Annotated in this window: 20 protein-coding genes; 7 read left to right on the top strand and 13 right to left on the bottom strand. The window is 70.5% G+C overall.

From position 1 onward, the window contains the following. The first annotated feature begins 4 nt into the window (after positions 1 to 4). From APR04_RS09695 to APR04_RS09685, 3 genes are read left to right on the top strand one after another with little or no spacing between them, the layout of a single operon-like run. Positions 5 to 886 (top strand): methyltransferase domain-containing protein, encoded by an 882-nt coding sequence (locus APR04_RS09695; protein ID WP_253869544.1) that lies wholly within the window; start codon positions 5 to 7, stop codon positions 884 to 886. Between the two features lie 52 nt (positions 887 to 938). After that, complete coding sequence (locus tag APR04_RS09690) at positions 939 to 1,169, top strand: CopG family transcriptional regulator (protein WP_253869542.1); 231 nt, start codon at positions 939 to 941, stop codon at positions 1,167 to 1,169. Next, positions 1,166 to 1,588, top strand: a complete 423-nt coding sequence (locus APR04_RS09685; RefSeq protein WP_253869540.1) for a PIN domain-containing protein — start codon at positions 1,166 to 1,168, stop codon at positions 1,586 to 1,588. Before APR04_RS09690 ends, APR04_RS09685 begins: the two co-directional genes overlap by 4 nt. Before the next feature lie 34 nt (positions 1,589 to 1,622). Here APR04_RS09685 and APR04_RS09680 read toward each other — a convergent pair whose 3' ends face one another. The 4 genes from APR04_RS09680 to APR04_RS09665 form a co-directional block, all read right to left on the bottom strand. After that, positions 1,623 to 2,909, bottom strand: coding sequence for a glycosyltransferase (locus APR04_RS09680; RefSeq protein WP_253869538.1), 1,287 nt, complete (start codon positions 2,907 to 2,909; stop codon positions 1,623 to 1,625). An 18-nt stretch (positions 2,910 to 2,927) separates the two neighbouring features. After that, entirely contained in the window at positions 2,928 to 3,578 is a 651-nt protein-coding gene (locus APR04_RS09675; protein WP_253869536.1) for a TetR/AcrR family transcriptional regulator, read from the bottom strand. A gap of 101 nt (positions 3,579 to 3,679) precedes the next feature. Next, on the bottom strand, positions 3,680 to 4,228 hold the full coding sequence (locus APR04_RS09670) for a hypothetical protein (RefSeq protein WP_253869535.1): 549 nt from the start codon (positions 4,226 to 4,228) through the stop codon (positions 3,680 to 3,682). Between the two features lies 1 nt (position 4,229). Further along, the gene (locus APR04_RS09665; RefSeq protein WP_253869533.1) at positions 4,230 to 4,808 is read right to left on the bottom strand and encodes an RNA polymerase sigma factor; all 579 of its coding nucleotides are present in this window, start codon (positions 4,806 to 4,808) and stop codon (positions 4,230 to 4,232) included. Between the two features lie 104 nt (positions 4,809 to 4,912). On the opposite strand from APR04_RS09665, the gene APR04_RS09660 reads away from it, so the two are divergent. From APR04_RS09660 to APR04_RS09645, 4 genes are all read left to right on the top strand, one after another. After that, entirely contained in the window at positions 4,913 to 5,356 is a 444-nt protein-coding gene (locus APR04_RS09660) for a hypothetical protein (RefSeq protein ID WP_253869531.1), read from the top strand. Positions 5,357 to 5,618: 262 nt separating this feature from the next. After that, positions 5,619 to 6,140 carry a helix-turn-helix domain-containing protein gene (locus APR04_RS09655; protein WP_253869529.1) on the top strand — a complete coding sequence of 174 codons (522 nt, stop codon included), beginning with the start codon at positions 5,619 to 5,621 and terminating at the stop codon, positions 6,138 to 6,140. A gap of 3 nt (positions 6,141 to 6,143) precedes the next feature. Further along, on the top strand, positions 6,144 to 6,716 hold the full coding sequence (locus APR04_RS09650) for a PIN domain-containing protein (RefSeq protein ID WP_253869527.1): 573 nt from the start codon (positions 6,144 to 6,146) through the stop codon (positions 6,714 to 6,716). A 163-nt stretch (positions 6,717 to 6,879) separates the two neighbouring features. Further along, positions 6,880 to 7,161, top strand: coding sequence for a hypothetical protein (locus APR04_RS09645; protein ID WP_253869525.1), 282 nt, complete (start codon positions 6,880 to 6,882; stop codon positions 7,159 to 7,161). Positions 7,162 to 7,194: 33 nt separating this feature from the next. On the opposite strand, the gene APR04_RS09640 is transcribed toward APR04_RS09645, so the two are convergent. The 9 genes from APR04_RS09640 to APR04_RS09600 form a co-directional block, all read right to left on the bottom strand. Continuing rightward, complete coding sequence (locus APR04_RS09640) at positions 7,195 to 7,788, bottom strand: HhH-GPD-type base excision DNA repair protein (protein WP_253869523.1); 594 nt, start codon at positions 7,786 to 7,788, stop codon at positions 7,195 to 7,197. Positions 7,789 to 7,909: 121 nt separating this feature from the next. Beyond that, positions 7,910 to 8,794: a DUF4265 domain-containing protein gene (locus tag APR04_RS09635; RefSeq protein ID WP_253869521.1), complete on the bottom strand. Its 885-nt coding sequence runs from the start codon at positions 8,792 to 8,794 to the stop codon at positions 7,910 to 7,912. Positions 8,795 to 9,012: 218 nt separating this feature from the next. Continuing rightward, positions 9,013 to 9,972, bottom strand: a complete 960-nt coding sequence (locus APR04_RS09630) for an AAA family ATPase (RefSeq protein ID WP_253869520.1) — start codon at positions 9,970 to 9,972, stop codon at positions 9,013 to 9,015. A gap of 24 nt (positions 9,973 to 9,996) precedes the next feature. After that, the gene (locus APR04_RS09625) at positions 9,997 to 10,518 is read right to left on the bottom strand and encodes an alpha/beta fold hydrolase (protein WP_253869518.1); all 522 of its coding nucleotides are present in this window, start codon (positions 10,516 to 10,518) and stop codon (positions 9,997 to 9,999) included. Then, the gene (locus APR04_RS09620) at positions 10,518 to 11,477 is read right to left on the bottom strand and encodes a GNAT family N-acetyltransferase (RefSeq protein WP_253869516.1); all 960 of its coding nucleotides are present in this window, start codon (positions 11,475 to 11,477) and stop codon (positions 10,518 to 10,520) included. Before APR04_RS09620 ends, APR04_RS09625 begins: the two co-directional genes overlap by 1 nt. A 463-nt stretch (positions 11,478 to 11,940) precedes the next feature. Beyond that, positions 11,941 to 12,429 carry a GNAT family N-acetyltransferase gene (locus APR04_RS09615; protein ID WP_253869513.1) on the bottom strand — a complete coding sequence of 163 codons (489 nt, stop codon included), beginning with the start codon at positions 12,427 to 12,429 and terminating at the stop codon, positions 11,941 to 11,943. A 19-nt stretch (positions 12,430 to 12,448) separates the two neighbouring features. Continuing rightward, complete coding sequence (locus APR04_RS09610; protein ID WP_253869511.1) at positions 12,449 to 12,931, bottom strand: GNAT family N-acetyltransferase; 483 nt, start codon at positions 12,929 to 12,931, stop codon at positions 12,449 to 12,451. 79 nt (positions 12,932 to 13,010) lie between these two features. Next, positions 13,011 to 13,406, bottom strand: coding sequence for a nitroreductase family deazaflavin-dependent oxidoreductase (locus tag APR04_RS09605; RefSeq protein ID WP_253869510.1), 396 nt, complete (start codon positions 13,404 to 13,406; stop codon positions 13,011 to 13,013). Positions 13,407 to 13,485: 79 nt separating this feature from the next. Beyond that, positions 13,486 to 14,334, bottom strand: a complete 849-nt coding sequence (locus APR04_RS09600; RefSeq protein ID WP_253869719.1) for an ATP-binding cassette domain-containing protein — start codon at positions 14,332 to 14,334, stop codon at positions 13,486 to 13,488. Positions 14,335 to 14,365: the final 31 nt, after the last annotated feature.

Genomic DNA, 14,365 nt, shown 5'->3' with positions numbered 1-14,365 from the left:
GCTCGTGCCCGTTTCCCTGCCCGCCGCCCTCGACCCGATCCTGCCGCTGCTGCGCTGCCCTTCCTGCGGCGCGGACCTGTCGCCCGGCGACGGCGCGCTGCGCTGCCCGCGCCGCCACAGCTTCGACGTCGCCAGGCACGGGTACGTCGGGCTGCTGACCGGCGCCCGGGCGACGAGCGGGGACGACGGCCCGATGGCGCGGGCTCGCCGGGAGTTCCTGGCGGCGGGCCACTACGCGCCCCTGCGCGCCGCGGTCGCGGACCTAACAACCGAGGCCGATCTGTCCGGCAGGCATGGGCGGCCGGGCCGCTCCGGACGCCCTGCCAGGGTGGTCGACGTCGGCTGCGGCACCGGCTACTACCTCGCCGGTGTGCTCGACGCGCTGCCCGGCGCCGTCGGCCTGGGCCTGGACACCTCGGCGCACGCGCTGCGCGCGGCGGCCAAGGCGCACGAGCGGGCTGCTGCCGCGACGTGGGACGTGTTCCGGCCCTTCCCGATCGAGTCCGAGCAGGTGGACGTGGTGCTGGACGTGTTCGCCCCGCGCAACCCGGCGGAGTTCCACCGGGTGCTGCGCCCCGGCGGCATCCTGGTCGTGGTGCGGCCCTTCGGCGGGCACCTGGCCGAGCTGCGCCGCCGGGTCCCGCAGATGGTGACCGTGGACCCGGACAAGGAGCAGCGTCTGCACCAGGCCCTGGACCCGTACTTCGAGAGCGCGCGCACGGAGCGGGTCGAGTACACGACGCCGCTGACCCGGCAGGAGGCGGTCGATCTGGTGCTGATGACACCCAGCGCGCGCCACGTCACCGAGGCGGAGCTGTCCGACGACGGTGACCTGCCCGAAGAGGTGACGGTGGCGGTGCTGGCGACGGCCTACCGGAGGCGGTGATCGTTGGTGACGTTCTGTGGCGTGGTATTCCTACTTCAAGTAGGATTGAACTATGTCTGCTGCAGCCGGTATTGAGAAGCACTCCGTCTCCATGCCCGTGACCACCTCGGAGGGTGTTCGTGCTCGGGCTGGTTCACGTGGCTTTTCCGCTTACGTCGCTGGCGCTGTTGCCCGACAGCTCGAGCGGGACGCATTGGACGACGTGCTGCAGAGCATGGAGGCCAAGCATGGTGCGGTCGACGAGGACGAGGTCGCGGCGATCATGGCCAGGCTCGCCCGGTGATCGTCGGCCCGCACTCGATCCTCCTGGACTCCGAGGCGCTGTCCGCGCTGGCCGACGACGGACGGCAGATGCAAGCCTGGGCAACCGTCGCCCGTCGCACGGACTCGACCTTTCATGCCTCGGCCGTGACGCTCGCAGAGGTCACCGACGGCACCGCGCGCGATGCTCGGGTGCGGCGTGCCGCCAAGGCTCTACGACTGGAGGAAGTCACCGCGGAGATCGGCTACAGCGCCGGTCGACTACGTGCGGCTGCGGCATCTTCTCGTCGCAAGGCTCGTGACCTGACCGTTGACGCCGTGGTCGCGGCCACTGCGTTAGCCCTTCCTGGGCCGGTGGTCGTACTCACCACCGACGACGGTGATCTGGACCTTCTGCTCGCTGAAACCCGTGTGAAGGTCGAGAGGGTCGGCAAGCGGTAGCCGATTCGGGGCCCTCGTTCGGTCAGGTCCAGCCCTAGCGCGCCATTCGAGCCGGAGCCGTGCGGAGGTACTCCGTGAACAGCTCGGCCGCCCGGCCGATGCCGTCCTCCTGCCGCAGCCGGGCACCCAGGTCGGCGGATCGCTCGCGCAGCGCCTCGTCGGTTGTCGCCCGCGCGATCGCCGCCGTGAGCCGGTCGGCGTCCACCTTCTTGATCCTGATGGGTTCCGGCCCGACGCCGAGGTCGGCCACCCGGCGTCCCCAGGCGTGCTGGTCCGCCGCCACCGGCGTGATGACCGTGGGGATCCCGGCGCGCAGGCTCGCCGCCGTCGTGCCGGCGCCGCCGTGGTGGACCGCCGCCGCGAGCCGGGGGAACAGCCAGTCGTACGGGGCCGAGTCGATCTGCAGCACATGGTCCGGGAGGTCACGGTCCCGACCCAGGTTGGCCCAGCCTCCGATCAGGAGGCCGCGCCGCCCGGTGCGTTCGAGTGCCTCCAGGTATGCGTCGACGAGCCGGCTCGGGTTCGCGACCGGGACGCTGCCCAGGCCGAACGACACGGGCGGCTCGCCCGCGTCGAGGAACCGGGCGAGGTCCGCCGGTGGCTCCCAGCCGACCGGGGCGTGCGTGGGCAGATAGCCGGTGACCTGGATGCGCGGGTGCCAGTCGGCTGGGCGCGGCAGGACGAGCGGGCTGTACGCGTAGTACAGCGGCATGCCCTGCCGGTCCTGGAGCACTCGTGCGTTCGTCCGCAGCGGCGGGAGGCCGAGGATCTCCCGCCGCTGCCGGTTCACGCCGGGACGCTGCATCGAGCGCCAGATCATCTGGTCGGTGCTCCACCAGCCCGCACGATCCAGCAGTGCGCCGCGGGTGCTTCCGTCACCGAGGAGGAACGTCGGGAACTCCCGGGTGGGCGTGACGGGGAAGAACTGGAGGTCCGCGCACGGCACACCGAGCTTCTCGGCCACGTTGTAGCCGTACAGCGCCGTCGGCCCCTTGTAGAGGACTGCCTCGCTGTGCCTGGCCGCACGCCAGATGTCGCCGATGATCTGCGGCAGGATCCGCTTGCGCGACCTGGCGGCGTAGGCCATGAACCGGAGCATGTTCCCCGACTCGACCAGGTCGACCAGCTCGGGATTGTCCGCGTACGAGGGCAGGGGCGGGCCGAACGGCTCGAACTCCGTGCCGTACGACGCGGCGAGCTCGGCGAAGTCCGGCGACCCGACGACCGTCGGGTTGTGGCCCAGCTCGCGCAGCGCGCCGGCCAGGCCGAGCAGCGGCTCGACGTCGCCGCGTGAGCCCGCTGTGAGGATCGTGATCTGCATGGGTGTCCTTCCTCGGAGCTAGGGCGTCCGGCCGAGCCGCTCGTCGATGAGGGCCAGGACGGCCTCGGTGTCCGGGGCCTCCGGCGTCAGCATCCGGTCGATCATCTCGGTGACGGTGTCGATCAGGGCCTCGGGCGACGGGCCGTCCAGCCGGCCCTGGTGCTCCTGGATGGCGTGCAGCACCGCGGCGGTCAGCGCGTCGAGCACGACGGCGACGGACGCGAGGTCTACGCCCTGCCGAACGGCTCCCACCTGCTGCATGGCGCCGAGGAACTGCCCGAGAAGACCGAGCCCGGCCGGGCCGGGCATGGCCGCGTCAGGGTCTCGCAGGTACCTCCCGAACACGTCCCGGTCCCGGGTGGCGATCGCGGCGAGCAGCGGATCGTCGGACACCACCCGGAAAGCCGCTCCGAAGATGCTCGCGGCTGTCCCGGGTCTCGGCTCGGCACCCAGCTCCTTGCGCCAGCGGACCGTGTAGACACTCAGCGCGCGTGCCGCGACGGCGTCGACGAGCTCGCGCTTCGAGGCGAAGTGGCGGTAGACGACCGTCCGGCTCAGGTCGGCCGCCTCGGCGACGTCGACCATGGTGAGCTTGTCGTAGCCGCGGCTCATGAGCAGCCCGACGGCGGCGTCGAGCAGGGCGTCCCGGCGCGTCTCGCCGTCGACCATCGGCTTCTCCCCGGTGTGACACTGTGACGATATGTGTCACAGTGTTCCGCCCCGGTGCCGGGCAGTCAAGGGGCAGTGAGGCGAGTGGCCAGGACCGACCGCTACGGCTCGACGCCGTCCGTGCCGGCGGCCGGGTCGCCCGAGGGCGAGGGCGATGGCGACGGGTCGGCTCCGCAGCTCTGCTGTGACAGCGGTGCACTGCTCGGCTGCCCCTGGCCTCTCGGCGTCGGCACGGAGTCGGGCGACGGTGGTGTCGACGCGCACTCCCGCGGGCCGTCGGTCGGTCCGGTGTCGGGGGCGGTGGTCGACAGGTCCGGTCCGGGGAAGGGAGAAGCGGGCGCCGGCGCGCCCGGGACGGTCTCGCTGGGTCCCTGCCACAGCAGGGCGGTCCCTAGCCCGGCGCCCCCGAGCAGCGCCACCGTGGCGACCAGCGCCCACACCGCGGTATGGCGGCGAGGGAGCGCCGGCCGCTGTCCGTGCCGGAGAATCTCGACGCCGGACCCGGCCGCGTCGTCCGTGTCTGGATGTGTGTCCGGGCCGGAGCGGGCACGCGCCAGCGCGTCCGACCGGGCGCGGCCGAGGTCCAGCTCGGCATCGACCTGGCTCAGGGCCTGCCGGGCGCGGGTCAGGGCGTCGTTCTTCCTTCTCATGTCAGGTCTCCTGACCTTCGGTCACGGTGCGGTAGGCGGCACGCAGCCGACGTCGCGCGCGGTAGACGCGGGTGGCCGCCGACGCCGTGGTGCAGCCGAGCACACCGGCAACCTCCGCGGTGCTCAGCTCAGCCGCGGCCAGCAGCTCGACGACCTCGCGGTCAGCGGGGCGTAGGAACGCCAGCGCCCGGCGCAGCACGTCGAGCTCGTCCACGAGGCGAGCGTCGTCCGGACCCGGAGCCGCCGGGTGGCGCAACGTCCGTTCTGCCAGCGCGGTGCGTCGTCGCTCTGCCCGGACCTGGTTGGCCAGCACCCGGCGGGCGATGGCGAACAGCCAGGCCCGTGGGTCGTCGGGTATCTCGCCCTTGCGCCAGGCGATGGCGAACACCTCCGCCACGACGTCCTCCGCCTCGGCCGTGCCGAGCCGGGTGCGCGCGTACCGGTGCACCGCACGGGCGTGCTCGGTGAACAGCGACTCGGTCTGCGCCGGTGTGAGCGGGCCTGCCTCGAGGTCACGTGGCTCGGTGTGGGCGGACAGGGTGGTCTCCAGATGGCGGGGGACGGGCGTGGGCCTGCTCAACGGTCTGTGTCCGGCAGCGGGTCTCGCATGACACCTCGGGTGCGTCTGCCTCGTCACACCCGAGGACTGTCATGAGGCGCGTCCCGACGCACACTGACCGATGTGTGACTCTCTACCGATCGAATTCTCTCCCGTCCACGACCCGCAGCCCGGTCCGCCGTCGAAGCCCCTGGGGCGCCACCGTACGAGGCGCCGCCGCAGCGGGCAGCGCTCTCGCCGTCGCGCTGCTGGCCACCGCCTGTACGACGGCCAGTGCCGCGGAGCCAGAGGAGCCGGCGGTCGCGCCGTCGTCGGCAGTCTCCGAGGCGACGCCGGTGCCCAGCGTTCCCGCCGAGCAGTCCGCGGCGACCGGCACGGACGAGCCGTCGGCCGCTCCTGCCGAGCCGTCCACGTCGGGCGAGCCGTCGGGCGCCCCCGCCGAGCCGTCGCCGGTCCCCAGCGTTCCCTCTGAGTCCGCGCCTGCGCCTGCGGGGGCCGGTGAGCCGGCGCAGGAGCCGTCCTCTGCGCCGTCCTCTGCGCCGTCGGACGCTCTGTACACCACCGGCTAGTAGCGAGTAGCGGCCGCCCCACTGGCCCGTCGGTGGCATACCAGGCCAGTGGGGCGGCCGGGTCTCCCGAGGTCAGCCGGTGTTCTTTGCCGCTGCCTTCTGTGCCTTCTTGAACGCGCGGACCTCGAGCAGCGCGCCAGCGCTCGTCACGTCGGCGATGGCGTGCACGTCGAACGCCCATGCGGTTGCGGGCCCTTCACGTCACTATTCGAACGTTACGAAACCAGGTACGATACGTTCGTATGGCCACTGAGGAGGAGCTATGAGCGCAGAGCTGGCATCACAGACGTACGTCCCGGAGGAGTCCGCGTCCGGCGCGGCCGAGGTGCTCAGCTTCCTTGCCGCGCACGCCGACAGGCGTGGAACCGAGCCTGCTCGCCGGTTCCTGCTCGTAGGCGGTGGTGAGGGTGAGCAGATCGAGCTGCCCAGAACCGTGTACCGGGCGTTGGTGCAAGTGGTCGAGGCGCTTGCGGCGGGCAAGGCGGTCACAGTGTCTCCGCAGGAGCCGCAGCTGACCACGCAGCAGGCGGCTGACCTGCTCGGAGTGTCTCGCCCCACAGTGGTGCGGATGATTGAGTCGGGCGAGCTTGCAGCCGAGCGGAACGGGAACCGTCGTCGCCTTCTGCTGAGCGACGTGCTCGCCTACCGTGCGCGGCGCCGGGCGCGCCAGTACGCGATGCTGGCCGCCACGTCGGTGGACATCGATGACGAGGACGACCCTGCCGAGATGATCGAGCGATTGCGTGAGGCGCGAAAAGCCGCGGCGGCAGCACGGCGGGGGTGACTCGTGTTCACGGCTCTTCTGGACACCTCGGTGCTGTGGCCGAGCCTGCAGCGGGACTTCCTCCTGAGCATGGCCGCTGAGGGCCTGTACCGACCCATCTGGTCGCAGGCCATCCTCGACGAGCTCGTCCGCGTTGAGGCGGACAAGCGGGTGCGCCGCGGCGCTATGCCGGAGCAGGCAGAAGCGGCGGCCCGGCGGCTGATCGACCAGGTGGGGTGGGCCTTTGACGATTCGTGCATCTCTGGCTGGGAACCGCTGGAGGGCACCTACGGTCTGCCCGATCCGGACGACGAACACCTGGTCGCCGCCGCGGTTGTTGGCGGTGCGGGCGTTATCGTCAGTGACAATGTCAAGGACCTGCCGGCCAAGCTGCTGCCGGACGTTATCACCGTCGTGACCGCTGCCCGCTTCGCGGCTGACTCGGTTTCCATCGCACCTGGTACGGCCCTGCGCGCCCTGGAGCAGATCAGTACCCGCTACACCAACCCCGCCCGCAGCATCGACGAGCTACTCGACCTGCTGTCATCCCGATACGGGATGCAGCAGGCTGTGGCAATGGTCCGAGAGGTGGCCTGACCGCGCTGCGCGTGTCTGCGGCATGACGCGTCTGGGCGGATTCAGACGCCGGAATCCGGTGACATGTGGCCCTGCCCCTGGCAGGCTCGGCGTCCCACATGGTGCGGAGGTTCGTGTGCCCGAAGTGGATCGCCCGATTGGATCCTCCGTCGCGGTGTACCTGATGCCGGACGGCGACGAGGTTCATGTCAGCTCGACCGCGACGGTGTACGACGACCGCTCCACGAGCGGCCTCACATTCAAGGAATGCCACGAGCTGCCCTTCGACAGCGGCGAGACCGCACTCGAATGTGTCGCGGAGGGGCCCGGCTTCGTGGTCCGGCTCGTCAGCTTCGGTGCGGCTGACGAAGCCGACCTCGCCGAGGCGTTCGAACACCTGCATGCGATGTCGGACTCGGCCTCTTACCAGGAGGCAAGACGCTACGTCGAGGTCGTGCCCGATTGAGCTCGCCGGGTTGGGCGGTTCGGTGGCGTCTTCTCAGCCTGCGCCCTTTGCCGCTGCCTTCTGTGCCTTCTTGAACGCGCGGACCTCGAGCAGCGCGTCAGCGCTCGTCACGTCGGCGATCGAGCGGTGCGAGCCCTCCTCGCCGAACTCGCCGGCCGCCTCGCGCCAGCCCTCGGGCTGGATCTCGCGCTGCTTGCCGAGCAGCGCGAGGAAGATCTTGGCCTTGCGCTCCCCGTAACCGGGCAACGCGTTGAGCCGCCGCAGCACCTCACGGCCGGTCGGGGCGCCGCCGTCCGAGCCGGGCGCGGTCCAGATCCTCGCGGCGTCGCCGTCGTACTCGTCGACGACGGTGCGGGCGAGGTCCTGGACGCGTCCCGCCATGGACCGCCCGTAGCGGTGGATCGCCGGGGGAGTGGTCGCCATGGTCACGAACTCGTCCGGGTCGGCGTCGGCGATGGCGTGCACGTCGAACGAGCCCATGCGGTCGCGGATCTTGCGCGGGCCGGCGAACGCGTGCTCCATCGGGTACTGCTGGTCCAACAACATGCCAGTAAGGAGCGCGAAAGGGTCCTCGCTCAGGAGTCTGTCCGTGTCGGGGTCGCCGGTGATCCAGAGCTGGGTAGCCATAGCTCCATCTTGACGGCCATCAGTCACCCAGGCCAACTGCGAGAACCGCCTCCGGGATGTCGGCAACTCGCCCAGCAGTACATCGCGCGTTCTGGGTGAGCGGTCGTCCACTGATCTGCTCTCAGGATGCGATCCACTCCGGCGTCACATTGCCTTCCTCGTGGTACCACCGTCCGTCGGCTTCGCCGTCGATGCACAGCTGCTTCACGGCAGCCACGTCTGTGTCGGGGCCGATGTCGAGCGCGACTATGCGGAACTGATCGCTCAGGCCTTCGCCCGAGATGTTCAACGGAGCGAACGCATCGAGGACTGCTTGACGATCGCCGTTCAGGCGCCCGTCGTCACGCGGAATGATCCTGATCGTCTGATGCCCGCCGTGGACGAGCGTCTCCGAGAACCACAGCACACCGTCGTCATCAGCAAGGGCCCGGACGACGTCTTCGGCGGACGTTCCGCGGATGAACCACGGCGTGTTGACGATCTGGTAGCGGTCGTTTCCGAGGGGCTCGGCCCAGACTCCTTCCGACTCCGCCGGTGGCCAGCCGTCCTCATCGCGGTCCAATCGAAATCGGATCTTCGTTGTAGTCGAGCTGCCGGCAGGGTGCTTACTGGAAAACGCGGACAGGGCGCGGGCGGTATCGATGTATTCTCTTGCTCTGACGACCTTGCCGCCCTCGATTTCGAACGCGAAATGATATACCTGATTGAGCGTCTGTCCGTTAGCGAGGAGCGCGTTCGACGTTGCCTCAACGGACGCGTTGGCTTCATCTGCAATGACACTGGTCACTGACACGTGTATGCCGCTGGGGAGTGAGTCGCGGAACCTCCTCATATGTTCAATGAACGCGGGCTTTGGCATGTCGCCGGAGACGGGGAAGGTGTCGGCGTCCGCCATGACGGTCCATACTGCATCGTCGTGAAGAACGTCAAAGGCGTTGGGGCTGCCATTCGTTCCTAGCCCCTCGACCAGCTGCTTGACGGCAGCCTTGTTCTGATCCGATATCATTCTTCTAAACTCTATCTGTTAGGCCTGGCGCGAGAGTTCGTCCACTCGCCGCCATTCTACCGACAAGGGGCACACGCTGACCGGTTACGGCGTCGCGTGGCATCACTAACACCTCTGCCGCGATACAGATAATCCCAAGGCAAACGATGGCCAGGATCCTCCGTGCCGATGCGTGGACGACGACTTGAATGACCCGATCCCTCGCGATCTACGAGCCGTCACTGCTGGACGGATATCGGCGCGTGGAGGTGGCTTGTGTTACGTACGGCAGGCGCATGTCTGACATGGCCGAGGACTCGTCGTAGCGAGGCCTCCGGGAGCTCCTGGGCGGTGTCCAGGACCAGGTGGGGTTGGTGCCAGGCCTCCCAGCGCTCCGTCATCCGCTGCACGTGTGCCCAGGTGACGGTCGCCGGCCAGCCCGGGATCCCACGGTCACGACCCTCGACCCGACCTCGGTGGGCGGCTTCGTCCGAGCACACGCACTCCACGCCGATGAACCTCGCGTCGAGGGTCGCGGCAAGAGACTCCAGTCGTTCGCGGAACTCGTGGGTGTGGCCGGTGGCATCGATGACCGCACCAAGTCCCAGCTGGAGCTGGCGGGCCGCCGCCGCAACAAGCATCAGGTCCGCCAGCGGCCCCGTGTTGTCCGGGCGGAGCGTCCCGAACGGCACCAGGGCGCCGAGCTGCCAGTCCATCGAGAAGACCGGCGCCTGCAGTGCGGACGCCAACGACTCGGCCAGCGTGGACTTGCCCGTGCCGGGCATACCGGCCACGAGCACGAGGCACGGGCGTGCGGCACCCGCGGGCCGGGGACGTGGCACGAGCTTCAGGTATTCGGCGACCGCCCGGTCTCTCATCAGCACGTGAAAGTCCGCGCGGGCGCGCGCCGAGCGGTCGTCGTCGCCCAGCACGTCGAGCGCGCCCAGCAGCAGGTACTCGCAGCGCACATAGCTGTCGCCGAAGACTTCTGCCTCGTGCCTCGCCGCCAGCAGCAGCACCGCCCGATCGAGCCGAGCTGCGCTGTCGCTGACGTCGTTCTCGATCGTGGCCAAGAGGTCGCCGACCACCCACCCAGGCTCATCGGCAAGGGCTCTCGCCAGGTCGCGCAGGGTCGGATCGGCGTCGTCCAAGCGGGACAAGGCGGCCTCGGCCGTCGGGTGCAACGGAACCAAGTGCATGCGATCACCTTTCACGTCGAGCACTCAGGGAATCAGCCGGTCCACCAGCTCCAGCGTCTCCGAGACGAAGTGCCCGTCGTCGCGCACCACCAGCGTCCCGCCGAGGCGGTCGAACAGGGCCCGGCCCTGCTCCGCGTCGCAGCCGAACTCGTCGGTCACCGAGTTCAGGAACACCAGCTCGCGAGCGTGGGACCGGATCGCAGGCCAGTCGTAGGCGTCCTGCAGTACCGGCTCGGGGTTGTCGTTCGGCTGCGTCGAGTACCCGGCCACGAGCACGGCCTGCGCCACGGTGACGTCGAGGTGCTCCAGGAGCGCCAGCAGCAGCGCCGCCCCGCCCGAGTGCCCCACCAGCACGGTGTCCTCGTCGAAGGTGTGCGCGGCGAGCACCTTCGGCAGAAAGGTACCGATCGGCTCCGTGTTGGTCCCGGGGTGGTGCGGAATCTCGACGTCGTACCCCCGCCCGCGCAGCCGGTCCCCGAGCCACGGATACCAGATCCAGCCGGGCTCGGCGTGGGTCCCGTGAAAGATGATCGCCCTGCGTCCCATCAGCCTCTCCCCGTCGCTGCACTTGTCGCTGACCTTGTCGCACGTGCCGCCGACTGCTCCACCACAAGATTGACCTGGTCGAGCACCGGCTCGAACCCGATCGATTCATACACCCGGTTCGAGACCGGGTTGCCCCGGTCGGTGTACAGGCAGACCCGGTGGCCGACGTCGAGCACCTGCTGGGCCACCTCCGCCACGAGCGCGCGGGCGTACCCGCGTCCGCGGTGCTCGGCCGGCGTGTAGACGGGACCGACCCGGACCACGCCGAACGACGGCGGCCGTACACCGGTCAGGTGCACCACCTCGCCGTCGACGTCCCACAGCCAGACGCCGCCCTCGCCGATCCAGCGCCGGGCACCCTCGATGCGCAAGGGTTCGGCGTCCGGAGTCCGCCCCGCCTGGGCGTCCGCCTCCGCGTGGAACACCTCGAACCAGGCGGTGACCAGATCCAGGTCGTCGAGCGTGGCACGGCGTGCGCGGCCCGACGGCGCGGGTTCGGGCGCCGTGATGCGCGCCGCCTCCCACAGCCTGTCCGGTATGCCCTCACGGGTGGTCCCGCCCGTCGTTCGCAGCACCTCGTCGGTGAACGCCCTGACGGCGGGGACGGGGCCGTTCGCCGAGGTCAGCGGTGCGTCACCGGCGCGAGCTGTCCGGTCCAGGGCGGCCCGGGCCAGCAGCCGCGCGGCGTCGTCGGGCAGGGCGGGTACCCAGACCGTGTGCGGCGGGTGCGGCATCGTGCGCATCGACACCCCGACGACGGCGCCTGCCGGGCTCCGCACCACGGCCCACCACATCGGGTGCTCCGGCCGGGGCACGCCGGGGACGAACGACCGCGCCGCGTGATGCGTCACCGACGCGACGACGCTCCAGACCACCGGCTCCGCGGCCAGCAGATCGCCCGTCACGGCGAGCACGGCCGCAGGATCATCGAAGAGCTCGACGCTGTGTGCGCTGGTCATGCCCGCAATCCTGGCACGGGCCGTTCGCTCGATCGAGAGGTTTCCCGCCGAGCCGCATGTTGAGCGTGCATGGGCTCGGCGGAGCGTGCCGAGCCGCAACTTGCACGTCCATCGGCTGGGCGGAGCGTGCCGAGCCGCAAGTTGAGCGTGGTCTGCGGCGTCCAACCGAATGTTGCGCGTGCTTGAGCGCCTGGATAGACGACCTTCTTGCGGCTCGGCGACGGAGGTGCCGAGCAACTTGCGGTTCGCCGATCAGGATGACGACTAGTTTGCGGTTCGGCGTGCGCGTGACGATGAACTTGCGGTTCGGCAATCAGGATGACGAACAACCTGCGGACCGGCGAGCCGTGCACCGACAGCAACTTGCGGTTCGGCGCCTCGCGCTCCTGAGTCCCCGTACCGTCCACGCGCTGCCGTCGGCCACGCGCTGCCACCGACCACCCACCCCGCCGGCCGAACACCGTCAGCGCACCAGCCGGACCTCCAGCACGTGGGTGTCCGGGTCGGTCGCCGTGACGCCGTCGGGCAGGAAGCCGGCACGCTGGAAGAACTTGCGCCCGCGAGGGTTGGACGCGAACGTCCAGAGCTGGGCCGGCGTACCGGGTGGGAGGGCGTTCTCCAGCAGGGCATGGCCCACGTTGGTGCCGTGGAAGTTCGGGTCGACGTACAGCTCGTGCAGCTCCACCGCCCGTGCGGGTGCGTGGCCCAGGTGCGGGCCGGACGGGTTCTTCATCGCGAAGCCGACGATCTTGTCGCCCACCTCGGCGACGAGCGCCTTGTTGCCTGCGGCGAGGATGCGCATCCAGCCCTCCGTGCGGGTGCCGAGCGTCTCGGCTTCCCAGTGCTCGGGCGGCAGGAGCTCGCCGAAGGCCGCGCGCCGGGTGGTCCAGTGCACCGCGGCGACGCCCACGGCGTCGTCCGGTGTCGAGGCGCGGATGTGGAAGTCAGACATGGGTGGAACCGTAACCCGACTATCTGACCATGCGTACCTCGGCAAGGTCGGCGGTGCTCGCGTCGACGATCCGGGTGCCCTCCGTGACGAACCCGTTGCGCTCGTAGAAGCGGCGGGCACGCGGGTTGTCCTCGGCCACCCACAGCTGTGCGCCGGTACCGGGCGGCACGACGGCGTCCAGGAGCGCCTGTCCGATACCGCTCCCGTGGTGCGCCGCCAGGACGTACAGGAGGTACAGCTGCCGCCCGCGGATCGGGAGCACGTCGTCCTGCTCCACGGCGTCGCCGGACATCGCGATGCCGACCACCTCGCCGTCGACCTCGGCGACGAGGGGCGTAGCGCCGTTCGCCAGCCATCTCTCCCAGGTCGACGTGCGGCGCTCGAGCGTGGCCGTCGCCCAGAACTCGGGCGGGAGGATCTGCCCGTAGGTCGTCACCCAGGTCGTGTGGTGCACCCGGGCGACCGCGGCGGCATCAGACAGTGTGGCTGTGCGCAGGTTCACGACGCGAAACATACTCCCGCGCGAGGGTCGAGGATGACACGTGGCCGACCAGCTCCGCCGACCGGCCCGACCTGCGGGGTCAGGCCGGGCGCAGGGTCCCGACCAGGCACTCCTCGACGCCGGCCGCCGACAGGAGCTTCGACGGCACGGATGCCAGCCAACCTACGGCCTCGTAAGCGGGCACGAGCCGCACGTCGTTCACGACGAACTCCGCACCCGCACGCGTCAGCCGGACCGTCCCCGAGCTCATCGTGTTGCGGGCCCAGTCGGTACCCGCGCCCCACGGCAGCGGCAGCACGGCCAGGATCTCGTGCTCGGGCCGGGCCGCGAACGCGACCAGAGGAGTGGTGTACCTCTTGCCGGACTTCCGTCCGACGTGGTGCAGCACGACCCAGGGCGGGACGCGTCCGGCGATGCGGAGCACCCACGGGTTGAGAACCTTGCCTGCCTTGACGACGAGATCTGGAGCGGCCATGGCTCCCATCATGGTTCAGGTCGGCCGATCCGTCAGCCCGGGAGGCGGCACGAGCGCCGGCCGGCGGTCGGCTCGGACCTCATCCGCGCTCGAAGGAGAGCACCGGACGACCCGTGCGCGGGTGCGTCAGCACGTCGACCCGCACCCCGTACACCGGCTCCAGCACCGCCGGCACCAGCACCTCGCCGACCGGCCCGGCCGCGACGACCCGGCCACCGTCCAGGAGGACCAGGTGGTCGCAGGTCGACGCCGCGAGGTTCAGGTCGTGCAGGGCGGCGACGACGGTCACCCCGTCCGCCGCGAGCTCCCGCAGCACCCGCATGGCATGCAGCTGGGCCGCGATGTCCAGGTGGTTGGTCGGCTCGTCGAGCAGGATCAGCCGCGGTTGCTGCGCCAGGGCACGGGCCATGTGCACGCGCTGGCGCTCGCCGCCCGACAGGGTGCCGACCTCACGTTCCGCGAGCTCCCTGGCCCCGGCAGCGGTGAGGGCCGCGTGCGCGGCGGCCCGGTCGGCGTCCGAGTCGCCCGCCAGCAGGGAACGGTGCGGTATCCGGCCCAGCAGCACGGCGTCGAGCACGGACAGCGGGAGGTCGGTGCCTGCGTCCTGCTCCACGAGGGCGAGCACCCGGGCGCGCTCGCGGCGGGGCAGCGCACCCAGGTCGGCCCCGTCGAACGTCGTGGACGGCCCGGCGCCGGACGACGCCAGCTCGTCGGGCGCTCGCCCGATGGCGGGCGGCGCCGCACGGCCGGCCTGCTGCACACCCGCCAGGGTCCGCAGCAGCGTGGACTTGCCGGAGCCGTTCGGGCCGAGCAGCCCGGTGACGGCGCCGGCCGGGGCGAGCACCCCGACGTCGTCAAGGATCAGCCGACCGTCGATCTCCCAGGAGACCCGCTCGGCCGCCAGCCCCCGTCGTCGAGTGCTGGATATCTGTTCTGTCGCGGCCGTCGTGGACGGCGAG

Source organism: Promicromonospora umidemergens, from assembly GCF_024171995.1.
GTDB classification, from domain to species: Bacteria; Actinomycetota; Actinomycetes; order Actinomycetales; family Cellulomonadaceae; genus Promicromonospora; species Promicromonospora umidemergens.
Note: the sequence above shows the minus strand (reverse complement) of the source record. Positions and strands in the feature narration are given on the sequence as shown.